The sequence below is a fragment of the Luteibacter sp. genome, assembly GCF_051958795.1.
In the GTDB taxonomy this organism is placed as follows: domain Bacteria; phylum Pseudomonadota; class Gammaproteobacteria; order Xanthomonadales; family Rhodanobacteraceae; genus Luteibacter.
Genome location: NZ_JBQCFT010000137.1, coordinates 1 through 10,313 on the forward strand (window position 1 = coordinate 1; position 10,313 = coordinate 10,313).

Here is a 10,313-nt window from a genome sequence, read left to right on the forward strand (position 1 = left end):
CGGGGGCGGGGGGCCGCGGCCGCCCCCCCCCCCCCCCCCCCCCCCCCCCCCCCCCCGCTTTACTGGGGGGCCTCGGGCCCCCCTGCCCACGTCCGGGAGCAACCTTCCACCCTTGGCGAGTACACTCACGCGATCCCACCCACCGAGGTTGTCCCCATGCGTCGCCTGCTTAGCCTCACCGCTCTCTGCCTCGTCTCCTTCGCCACCTGGGCCGCATCCCCCGCCGCCGGTGACAAGGCGCCCGACTTCAAGCTGCAGGACCAGAAGGGCGAGTGGCACAGCCTTGATACCCATTCGGGCAAGTGGCTGGTGCTGTACTTCTACCCGAAGGATTTCACCGGCGGCTGCACGACCGAGGTCTGCACGTTCCGCGACGACATCGCCAAGCTGCACAAGGCCGGCGCCGAAGTGCTGGGCGTGAGCCTCGATGACGTCAAGTCGCACAGCGAGTTCGCCGCCAAGTACCACGTGCCGTTCCCGCTGCTTTCCGACGCCGACGGCACCGTGGCCACGAAGTACGACGTCCTCAACAACAAGATGGGCGTGAAGTACGCCCGCCGGGAAACCTTCCTGATCGACCCGAGCGGCAAGATCGCCAAGGTTTACAAGGACGTGGATCCGGAAAAGAACTCGGGCCAGGTCCTCGCCGACCTCGCTGAGCTCAAGGGCAAGGGCGGCTAAGCGTGTTCGAAGCCAAAAAGACGCCCGCACTGGGCCGTCCGTTTGCGCCGTGGCGCATCGTCGTGTGGCTGGTCATGTTGCTGGCCGCCGTCGGGTTCGTCATCAATGGGTATGCCTCGGTCGTCATCGGCCAGGCGGCCGCCGGCATGTCGGCGGCCGACGCGGCCGACATGAACCCGTACGTCGCCCTAGCCTGGTCCGTCGGGTACGCGCTGGCTGCCTTCGCCACCATGGCGGTCGCCCTGGCGACGCTTCGCTGGCGTGAGAAGGGCCGCGCGGCCATGAGCATCATCGCCGTGCTGCTCGCGGCCTGGGCAGCGTGGACGGCCTGGCTCGCGTTCGGGCAGTGGCAACAGCTCGGCGCGGTGCTCGGCCAGGCCGGGCTTCCCGCCGACCTGCTCGCGGCCGGCATGAAGCACCGGAACATCCTGCTGATCGGCGTGTTGCTCAAGGCCGTGTCGGTGCCGGTCCTTGCCTGGCTGGCCTGGGCGCTCGGCACGCTCCGCGTGCGCCAGCAGTTCGCCACACCCCTGTGATGGTTCAGCGGGCATTCGCCCGCCTGGCGCTATCGAGGGGCTTTCGACCCGGACCGCCGATGACCTCACGTTTGTTTGTCCTGGCCGTCGCCGCCTGCGTCGCGGGCGGCGCGGCTGCCCCGGACCTGGGCCCCACCTGCAACCTCGCCAGCAGCTACGACCTCACGGTCCGTCCGGAGGGCCTCTCTTTCGACCGGGCGGACGTCGCCCCGCGGAACGTGCGCATGCACGATGGCGGGCTGGTGACCGACGGCCGGACGGTCGCCCTCCGGCCCGATGAGCAGGACCGGGTATCCCTTTTCGAAAGCAACGTGCGAACGCTGCTGCCGAAGGTGAAGGCGATCGCCAGCGATGGCGTCGATATCGCCGCGCGAGCCGTTCGCTCCGAGGCCGCCACGGCGGCGCCCGGTGCCGCCTCCAGCGGGGAACTCGATCGTGTCCTCAATGCCCGCGTCGCCGAGATCAAGCGCCGGATCGCCGCCAGCCAGAGCACGCGTGACTGGCAGGAAGACGCCATGCGCGAATACGCCCAGGAGATCGTCTCGGACATCATGCCGGTGCTGACCCAGGATGTCGGCAGCGAAGCGATGCAGCTCGCCATGAATGGAGACCTGCAGGGCGCGGCGGACCTGCGCGACCGGGTTGCCGCGGTGTCGACCGGCGCCCAGGCGCGCGTGGCCGCCAAGGTCACCACGGCCCTGCGGCCAAGGGTCCAGGCCCTGTGCCCGCAAGTGCGCCAGCTGGGTGAACTTCAATCCGGGCTGCATGACGCCTCGGGCAGGCCCCTACTCCTCCTGGAAACCGGAGGATGACCGGCGCATAACCGCGTTTGCCGCCGTTTAGGACCCGCTAAGTCCGGCAGCGCTAACGTTTCCCCCATGGAACGCAGTTCGAACCGTGTTGTGAATGGCCTTATTCGCCGAGTCATCGCGGATCGGGACCTGTATCAGCAAGCCGCCCGCGGTGTACGCGAGCCGGGGCTGAAAGCCATCCTGGTCGAATCCGCCGACTCACTCACGTCGATCGCCGGCGAGCTACAGGCTTCGGTCGAAGCCACCGGCGGGCGCCCGGCCCGGGCCGGCGGCCCCATGAGCGGGGTCCGCCGCACCATGATGGAAGCCTCGGTCAAGCTCTCCAGCGATCCGGATGTCACCTACATCCGCACCCTTGAGCACATGGAGCGCCGCCTGCTCGATGTATTCCTTCGCATGGAGGCATCGTCCAGCGACCGCGCGGTCATCGGCCGGCACATCGCCCGCCTGCGCCTGCTCCACCTCGACATGACCAACCTAAGCGGCGCCACCGGCCGCTAAGCGTTGCTTGTGGGAGCGCGCTTGCGCGCGATAGCCCCTACGCAGCGACCCGCCACTCCCGCATCGCCCTGTGCAGGAACACATCCGCCGTCACCCGCACCGGTAACGGCGCAATCAGCGTTTCCCTATCCGCGAAGAAGTTAGCGAACGCGATGGCGTCCGCAGCGTCCTCGCGTACGCCGATCTGCGTGCCGTCACGAAAAATGCCCCATGCGTTGCCCACGCTGGCGATGTGGTAGTCGATGCAGGTTGGCTCGTTCATGCGCATGTTCCGTAGAAGGATGCCGGGCAGCATGACGCGCACGAGATGCCTGAAGGAATCAGACCAGTCTGAAAAATGCGCCGAATATTTGAGGTATTTCGTAGTGCGCCGCGAGGCAGAACATGCATTCGCGGCAGGATTTCCGTGCGCTTGATGCGATTACGCTAATCTCCGCGGTCTTCACGCATTGGGCTCACGGAGGGCAGCCGAATCCATGCTTCTGCGAACGATCATCGCCGACGATCATCCCGTCGTCCTCATGGGTACGCGCGCGGCGCTCGAGGCTGTCGACATCCAGGTGGTTGGAGAGGCCGCGAACGGCGACCAGCTCCTCGAACTCCTCGCGACGCGGCCGTGCGATGTCATCGTCACCGACTTCTCCATGCCGGGAGGCCGGCATGGCGATGGCTTGCTCCTGTTGGACACCATTCGCCGGCGCTATCCGCGCCTGCCCATCGTGATCCTCACCATGGTCAACAACACCGCCGTCCTGCAGACCATGCGCACCCGTGGCGCGAACTGCCTGTGTGACAAGCGCGCACCGTTGCGCGAAGTCGCCATCGCGGTACGGCTCGCGGTGGCCGGCCGTTCGTTCATCAGCGATACCATCCGCCAGCAGTTCGACGAGGCTTGCGTCGAAGACCCGCGTCCGGACTCGCGCCTTTCAGCGCGTGAGATCGAGGTGGTCCGGCTGTATGTCAGTGGCCTGTCGATCACCCAGATCGCCGACCGGCTGAGCCGCAGCGTCAAGACGGTGAGTCGGCAGAAGCGCGATGCGATGCGAAAGCTGGGTATCGACCACGACAGCCGCCTGTCCGAGTACGCACGCGAGCGTGGCCTGGCCTCCTGACCCTGCCGGAAGTCAGGGCGTGACCAATCGCCCATGCAACCCGGCCCGGCTGGGCTTAAACCAAGCATGGGCCGCGCGCATCTGAGCCGGCGACCACCCTTGGGGAGAAGGACCATGCGTCACCTGCTTGCCACCACCGGCCTCGCCGCCGCCCTCGCGTTCAGCGCCGGCACCGCCGCGGCCAACGGCTTCAGCTTCAACACCGATACCTGCAAGCACGACTATTCCACGCCCTACGACGTGGACGTGACCCCCGCGGGCCTTAGCTTCCACCGCACCGAGGGCACGCCGGCCCGGGTCTTCCTGCATGATGGCGCGCTCAAGGTCGACGGCCGCGACGTCGCGGTCTCGGCGCGCGATGCCGAATCGTTGCGCCGCTATGAAGACGGCGTGCGCAAGCTCATGCCCGAGATCGCCGAGATTTCGCGGCGCGGGGTCGGGATTGGCTTCGACGCCATGACCACCGTGACCATGACCTTCGCCGAGCCGGCCTAGCGCGACGCGATGCTGGCCAAGCTGAAGCGCAAGCAGGCGCAGGCGCTGAAGGAAATCGACGAGGGCGTGGGCAGCGGCCACTGGTCATCGGATCGCATGACCGAGACGGTGGCCGGTTCGGTGTCCGACTCCGTGGGCGAGCTGGTCGGGTCGGTCACCTCCAGCGCGGTGTCCGCGGCGTTGTCGGGTGACAGCACGAAGGTCGCCGCGCTGACCGCGCGGGCCGACGCGCTGGACAAGAGCCTCAACCAGGAAATGGACAAGCGTTCGAAAGACCTGGAGGCGCGTGCGAACGGCATCTGCCCGCGCGTCAATGAACTGGCCGATCTCCAGCAGGGCTGGTCGATCCGCCTGTCCGATGGCAAGCCGCTGGAACTGATGACGATCAAGCCGAAGGACAGCAGCAAGGAAGGCAAGAAGGTCGCTATGGACTGACCTTGCCGATCCATTCGACGACGTTGCGCACGGTGTCACCGTAGAAGGTACGGTACATCTCCTCGCTGACGTAGCCGATATGCGGTGTCGCCAGCACATTGGGGAGGCGCCGGAACGGATGGTCAGGCGCGAGTGGCTCGGGGTCGTAGACATCGATCGCCGCCCCGGCGAGGCGCTTCGAGACCAGGGCATCGACCAGCGCGGCCTCGTCAACGATGGGGCCGCGCGAGGTATTCACCAGGCGTGCCGTCGGCTTCATGGCCGACAGTTCGTCACGGCCCACCAACCCCTCGGTGCGCTCGCTTAGCCGGACGTGGATACTCAGGAAATCCGCGCGCGCAAACAGCGCCTCCTTCGTGACGCGCTCCACACCGTGCCCGGCCGCATGCTCATCGGTCAGGTTCTGGCTCCATGCGATCACGTGCATGCCAAACGCCTGGCCAATCCGGGCCACGGCCGCGCCGATCCGCCCCAGGCCGAGCAGGCCGAGCGTCTTTCCCTGCAATTCAACGCCCAGGCCCTGCTGCCAGCCGCCGGCGCGAACCGCGGCGGTCTCGTTGGCGAGATTCCGGGCCAGGCAGAGGATGGCGGCCCAAGTGAACTCGATCGTCGGCGTGGACGCGTAGTTCGTGTGCACCACCTCAATGCCGTGCGCGGCGGCGGCATCGACGTCGATGGAAGCGTTTGCCTTGCCCGTTGACGCAATCAGCCGCAAACGGGGCAACAAGTCCATCAGCGAGGCCGTCATGGGCGTGCGTTCACGCATGACGCAGACAACGTCGAACGGTGCGAGACGCCGCGACAGCGCGGCCTCGTCCGCCACATGGTCGTGGAAGACAACCACGTCGGCGAGGGCATCCAGCGGTGCCCAGTCGGCGCTTGAGCGGGCTACGTGTTGATAATCGTCCAGGACAGCGATGCGCAGGCGATCGGCCATGGCTTCGTCCTCAGCGCTTCGGCTGGATCAGATCCCAGCCGTTCCCGTACAGGTCTTCGAACACCACGACGCTACCGTAAATCTCATGGCGTGGATCTTCGCGGAAGGTGACGCCATGCGCGAGCATGTGCGCGTGGTCACCGGCAAAGTCATCCGTTTCCAGGAACAGGAAGACGCGGCCACCGCCCTGCTTGCCGACATGGGCGCGTTGCTCGTCATTCACGGCCCTGGCCAGCAACAGCCGCGTGCCCTGCGAACCCCGCGGCGCCACGGTGATCCAGCGCTTGCCATCACCCTGCGGGGTGTCTTCGATCAACTCGAAGCGCAGGGCCTGGGTGAAGAACGCGATGGCTTCGTCATAGTCGTGGACGAGGAAGGCGATGGCACCGAGTGAAGGCATGGGAAGGATTCCTTGTGTGACGATGTCTGCCGCATGTGCAATCCCGCGCAGGGGGAAACTCTGTTTCCCGATTTGCAACGCCAGGTCCCTTGTTGCAGCCCCGGCGCCCGGCGACGATGGAAGTCGGGCAGAAAGTAGAGAAGTGTAGTGCACTCCGTAGCATCCCATCCGCCGGGGCTCGGGTTCCTCGTGGATCCCCAGGGCATCTCGGCATCATGCCGTTCCGACGTGTTCCTGCAGAAGACGATCGATACGCTGAGTGAGCGCCGGGCGCTCGACGTGCTTGATTATCCCGGTACGACGGGAAGGGCGCCGATGCTTGTCGCGTACGGTGCTGGCGATGCCGAGTGGGGCATCCTCATCCGCGAACACGGGACAGGTGACGCCGGTGCCGGCCGGCCGCCAGTGGCGACGCTGTGTGCCTTGCTCGCCCGCCTCGCCGATCAGCGTGACTTTGCCGGCACGGTATTCGCGGAAGTGGCACTCGCGCTGCGTGCCGCGCACGCCCCGGGGCAAGCCCGGGGTCCCGCATGGCGCATCCCCGGCGGGCTGGCGCCATGGCAAAGCGAGCGCGTGCTCGCCTGGATGGAGGAACGACTCGATACCGCGTTCACCTCCGCTGAAGTCGCCGCCCTCGTGGGGATGTCGGCCGGCCATTTCACGCGCGCATTCCGCGTGACACAAGGGATCTCGCCGCGGCAATGGATACTGCGCCGTCGCGTGGAACGCGCGCAGGCACTGCTTTTCGCGCCCGGCGTGTCCCTTACCGAAGTGGCGCTGAGCTGCGGATTCTCAGAGCAGAGTCATTTCACTCGCGTGTTCACGCGCATGGTTGGCGTGCCGCCCGGTGCGTGGCGCAGGCGCCTGGGCATGACGCGCGCTGACAGTGTCTCGTGATCGCATGAATCTGCGATGGCGTCGTTCACCAAGCTGAACGTATTTAGACGGCCAAATGTGACCCGCATCAAACCGCCCTGGCGAGATGCGGCGTAAGTTTGCGGAGCTGATCACTCTGACGCCAGGCATGCGCCAAGGGGTTGCCCGGATGGGGAGCAGGGAGCTCGGTGGAGATCCAGATCCTTCACTTAGCCCGTAGGGAGTCCGTTGCATGTCTTGCAGGTTTTCAGCATGGCTCGCGTTCGCGAGCCTGACGGCAGGCTGCGTCCTGTCGTTACCGACCACCGCGGCCGATTTCAGCGCCTCGGTGAAAACACTGGCGAAGCCAGCCACCCCGCGCCTCACATCAGCCGTCAGCGGTGCAAGCACCGCCACGCTCGTCGGTTCGCGCCCGCGCCAGGCGTTGGCCGCCAAGGATGCCGGTAGCGTGCCGGGCACCCAGGCCATCACCGACATCACGCTGACACTCAAGCGCGATGACGATCATGAAAAGGCGTTTCGCGCGTTGCTCGCGCGTCAGACCAATCCCGCATCGCCTGACTTCCACCAGTGGCTGACCGGCAAGCAGATCGGTGAGCGCTTCGGGCCATCGACGCAGGACATCCAGGCCCTGCGTACGTGGCTCCAGGGCCAGGGGCTTACCGTCGATAGCGTGTCGCAGGACCGCATGACGATGACCTTGTCCGGCAGCGCCGCCGCCGTGTCCAAAGCCTTTGCGACCGACATCCACAGCTACCAGTCCGATGGCGGCCAGCGCTTCGCCAACACCACGGATGCGCGCGTGCCAGCCGCCGTGGCGCCGCTGGTGCAGGGCGTGTCCCTGCACAACTTCTTCCCGGTGCCGCAGCACACGCCCATCGCCAAGGCCCGCCTCGACAGCAAGCGCGGCAAGTTCACCACCGCGGCTGCCGACAACCCGAACTTCACCGTGCCGCCCGGCACGATCAATACCGCCACCTCGTACGACATGGTGCCGGCCGACTTCAACACCATCTACAACGTGAATCCGCTGTGGCAGCGGGAAACGCCGGTGCGTGGCGCGGGCCAGAGCGTGGTCGTGCTCGAGCGCGCCAATGTGAAGGAAGATGATGTGGCGCACTTCCGTGCCGCGTTCCTGCCAAACAATGCCGCTGGCACCTTCTCGATCGTCCACCCGTCGGGCAGCCAGGGATCGCCGTGCGCGGACCCGGGCCTGAACGGGGATGAGGGCGAAGCGGCGCTGGACGCCGAATGGGCGGGCGCCGCGGCGCCTGATGCGGACGTGGTGCTTGCGTCGTGCGCGGACAGCGGTGCGAGTTTCGGCCCGTTCATCGCAGCGATCCGCCTGCTCGATACGACGACGGACCTGCCGCCGCCGATCTTCAGCCTCAGCTACGGTGCCTGCGAAAGCGCCGATGCCTCCGACGCCTACCTCGCCGACATCATCTGGTCGTCGGCAGCGGCGCAGGGCGTCAGCGTGTACGTGTCGTCGGGTGACGGCGGCTCGACCCAGTGCGACCAGGGAGCGCTGTTCTGGTCGCAGAGCGGCGCAGCCGTGAACGGCCTTGCTGCATCCACGTCAGCGGTGGCGATTGGTGGCACCGACTTTAACGACCTGGGCAAGCAGTCGACGTACTGGACCTCGACCAACCTGCCGAAGTACCAGTCGGCCGTGACCTATATCCCGGAGATGACCTGGAACAACAGCTGCGCCAGCAGCCACCTGTACACGTTGCTCGGCTACAAGGACGGCATCACCGCGTGTAATGACGACCAGGGCCGTGGCCAGGATTTCCTGCAGGTGGGTGGCGCGGGCGGTGGCCCGAGCACGCTGTTCACCCAGCCGGAGGCGCAGATCGGCATCCATGGCTCGACGAACCACACGTCGCGCACGCTGCCGGACATCTCGCTGTTCTCGGCGAACGGCCTCTATGGGCATGCCCTGGTGTTCTGCATGTCGGATACCGACAACGGCGGTACCGCGTGCGATTTCCGTGATCCTGACTCGGTGTTCGCGAACTCCGCTGGCGGCACGTCGTTCGCCGCCCCGGCGATGGCAGGCGTGCAGGCGCTGCTCAACCAGGCAAACGGCGAGCGCATCGGTAACCCGCTGAACGCGTTCTATGGAATCGCTGCGCGGCAGTACGGCACGGTCGGTTCGCCGAACAAGGCGGTGCTCACCGCCTGCAACGCGAACAATGGCAACACCATTGCCTCGTCGTGCGTGTTCAACAACGTGATCGAGGGTGACATCGTCCAGCCGTGCGGCACGGGCTCGATCAACTGCGACACGGGCAACAAGCTCAACAACATCGTCGGCATCGTCGAGGGTGGCGATACTACGACCCACACGCTGGTTCCCGCGTGGAAGGCCAACGTCGGCTACAGCATGGCGACCGGCCTTGGCTCCATCAACGCCAACAACCTCGCGGACGCGGTGAAGAAGTGGAGTGCGCCGGCGAAGCGTAGCTACGCGGCGTCGGCAGACTTCCTGTCGTTGAACAACCTCTTCAGCAACGACGGGTACAGCGACTTCGCTTATGTCGACGGCGGCATGCTCCATTCCGTGTCGATGAAGGGCGCGGTCAGCCTGTACGACCAGGCCCAGGCCATCGATCCGTCCCTCACGGTCGTCGGCTATGGCGATGTGGTGCCGGGACTCGATGCACTCTCGCTGAAGTCGGGCGAACTGTTGCTGATGGATGCCAACCACAAGCTCAACGTGTGGGTCTCCACCGGCACGGGCGGCTACTTCACCTTTGTCGTGAACAAGGACATTCCCGCGAGCTGGACGCTGCTCGGCGTGGGCGTGCATGACGACAGCGGCGTACAGAAGCTGGTCTGGTACGACACCGCGACCTCGCAGATCGTCTGGTGGGCGCTCGACCTCGATCCGGTGACCCAGAACGACATCATCGTGACGGGCCAGTCCTGGCCGCGGCAGGGCATCGCGGGCGGACATCCCGTCCTTGCCGATGTCGATGGCGATGGCTACACCGATATCGTCTGGACGCGCAGCAATTCGACCGGCACGGCCCTGTGGCTCAGCGACCGCCGCGATGGCTTTGTCGAGCATGCGCTTCCCGCGCATCCGGCAGGCGCCGTGCTCCAGGGCGTAGGCGACGTGGACGGCAACGGCACCACCGACCTGATCTGGACCGACAGCGCCGGCAAGCAGCTCACGTGGTGGACCATGCAGGGCTTCCAGGTCACCGGGCAGAAGAGCCAGGCCATCCCCGCGGGTGCGTCGCTTGCCGGCATCGGCGACTACGATGGTGACGGCGTGGCCGACATCCTGTGGCGCGGCGCCAACGGCCGCATCGTCGACTGGCAGGGCAATGGCGGCAGCTTCACCGCGGCGAACGTGGCGGATGCCTTCGGCACGCCGCTCGCGCTGACCGCGACGGCTACGGTTCCCGCCAATCGTTTCCAGGGCGGCCGCCGCCTGGCGACGAGGTAACACGGAGCTTGCTACACCTTGCTACACCTGTGGGAGCGGGGGGGGGCGGGGGGGGGGGTGGGGCGGCC

10 protein-coding genes and 1 pseudogene are annotated in these 10,313 nt (G+C 66.5%); 8 read left to right on the forward strand and 3 right to left on the reverse strand.

Annotated features, from left to right (window positions below):
• Positions 1 to 156 precede the first annotated feature (156 nt).
• The 4 genes from ACTHLF_RS07640 to ACTHLF_RS07655 all read left to right on the forward strand — a co-directional run bounded on the left by ACTHLF_RS07640 (position 157) and on the right by ACTHLF_RS07655 (position 2,530).
• Positions 157 to 681, forward strand: coding sequence for a peroxiredoxin (locus tag ACTHLF_RS07640; protein ID WP_440326276.1), 525 nt, complete (start codon positions 157 to 159; stop codon positions 679 to 681).
• Positions 682 to 683: 2 nt separating this feature from the next.
• A complete protein-coding gene (locus tag ACTHLF_RS07645; RefSeq protein ID WP_440326278.1) occupies positions 684 to 1,217 on the forward strand; it encodes a hypothetical protein in 534 nt (177 codons plus the stop codon).
• Positions 1,218 to 1,276: 59 nt separating this feature from the next.
• The gene (locus ACTHLF_RS07650) at positions 1,277 to 2,029 is read left to right on the forward strand and encodes a DUF2884 family protein (RefSeq protein WP_440326280.1); all 753 of its coding nucleotides are present in this window, start codon (positions 1,277 to 1,279) and stop codon (positions 2,027 to 2,029) included.
• A 66-nt stretch (positions 2,030 to 2,095) separates the two neighbouring features.
• Entirely contained in the window at positions 2,096 to 2,530 is a 435-nt protein-coding gene (locus ACTHLF_RS07655) for a PA2169 family four-helix-bundle protein (protein WP_440326282.1), read from the forward strand.
• A 37-nt stretch (positions 2,531 to 2,567) separates the two neighbouring features.
• Here ACTHLF_RS07655 and ACTHLF_RS07660 read toward each other — a convergent pair whose 3' ends face one another.
• Entirely contained in the window at positions 2,568 to 2,792 is a 225-nt protein-coding gene (locus tag ACTHLF_RS07660) for a hypothetical protein (RefSeq protein WP_440326284.1), read from the reverse strand.
• A 214-nt stretch (positions 2,793 to 3,006) separates the two neighbouring features.
• Here ACTHLF_RS07660 and ACTHLF_RS07665 point away from each other — a divergent pair, with 214 nt between their 5' ends.
• Positions 3,007 to 3,642: a response regulator gene (locus ACTHLF_RS07665; RefSeq protein WP_440326286.1), complete on the forward strand. Its 636-nt coding sequence runs from the start codon at positions 3,007 to 3,009 to the stop codon at positions 3,640 to 3,642.
• Positions 3,643 to 3,756: 114 nt separating this feature from the next.
• Positions 3,757 to 4,572: pseudogene (locus tag ACTHLF_RS07670) on the forward strand (DUF2884 family protein).
• On the opposite strand, the gene ACTHLF_RS07675 reads toward ACTHLF_RS07670, so the two are convergent.
• Together ACTHLF_RS07675 and ACTHLF_RS07680 are read right to left on the reverse strand one after the other, a co-directional pair.
• Positions 4,562 to 5,509, reverse strand: coding sequence for a D-2-hydroxyacid dehydrogenase family protein (locus ACTHLF_RS07675; protein ID WP_440326288.1), 948 nt, complete (start codon positions 5,507 to 5,509; stop codon positions 4,562 to 4,564). The pseudogene ACTHLF_RS07670 and the gene ACTHLF_RS07675 sit on opposite strands and share 11 nt — an antisense overlap.
• Before the next feature lie 10 nt (positions 5,510 to 5,519).
• Positions 5,520 to 5,909 (reverse strand): VOC family protein, encoded by a 390-nt coding sequence (locus ACTHLF_RS07680; RefSeq protein ID WP_440326289.1) that lies wholly within the window; start codon positions 5,907 to 5,909, stop codon positions 5,520 to 5,522.
• Positions 5,910 to 6,056: 147 nt separating this feature from the next.
• Between ACTHLF_RS07680 and ACTHLF_RS07685 the strand changes: the two genes are divergently transcribed.
• Both ACTHLF_RS07685 and ACTHLF_RS07690 read left to right on the forward strand, forming a co-directional pair.
• On the forward strand, positions 6,057 to 6,806 hold the full coding sequence (locus ACTHLF_RS07685) for a helix-turn-helix domain-containing protein (RefSeq protein ID WP_440326291.1): 750 nt from the start codon (positions 6,057 to 6,059) through the stop codon (positions 6,804 to 6,806).
• 211 nt (positions 6,807 to 7,017) lie between these two features.
• On the forward strand, positions 7,018 to 10,245 hold the full coding sequence (locus tag ACTHLF_RS07690; RefSeq protein ID WP_440326293.1) for a protease pro-enzyme activation domain-containing protein: 3,228 nt from the start codon (positions 7,018 to 7,020) through the stop codon (positions 10,243 to 10,245).
• The last annotated feature ends 68 nt before the right edge of the window (positions 10,246 to 10,313 follow it).

Excerpts from the sequence above, each read along its gene's own strand:
- ACTHLF_RS07640 (WP_440326276.1), top strand. The coding sequence starts at position 157 with ATGCGTCGCCTGCTTAGCCTCACCGCTCTCTGCCTCGTCTCCTTCGCC.
- ACTHLF_RS07650 (WP_440326280.1), top strand. The coding sequence starts at position 1,277 with ATGACCTCACGTTTGTTTGTCCTGGCCGTCGCCGCCTGCGTCGCGGGC.
- ACTHLF_RS07655 (WP_440326282.1), top strand. The coding sequence starts at position 2,096 with ATGGAACGCAGTTCGAACCGTGTTGTGAATGGCCTTATTCGCCGAGTC.
- ACTHLF_RS07660 (WP_440326284.1), bottom strand. The coding sequence starts at position 2,792 with ATGAACGAGCCAACCTGCATCGACTACCACATCGCCAGCGTGGGCAAC.
- ACTHLF_RS07665 (WP_440326286.1), top strand. The coding sequence starts at position 3,007 with ATGCTTCTGCGAACGATCATCGCCGACGATCATCCCGTCGTCCTCATG.
- ACTHLF_RS07675 (WP_440326288.1), bottom strand. The coding sequence starts at position 5,509 with ATGGCCGATCGCCTGCGCATCGCTGTCCTGGACGATTATCAACACGTA.
- ACTHLF_RS07680 (WP_440326289.1), bottom strand. The coding sequence starts at position 5,909 with ATGCCTTCACTCGGTGCCATCGCCTTCCTCGTCCACGACTATGACGAA.
- ACTHLF_RS07690 (WP_440326293.1), top strand. The coding sequence starts at position 7,018 with ATGTCTTGCAGGTTTTCAGCATGGCTCGCGTTCGCGAGCCTGACGGCA.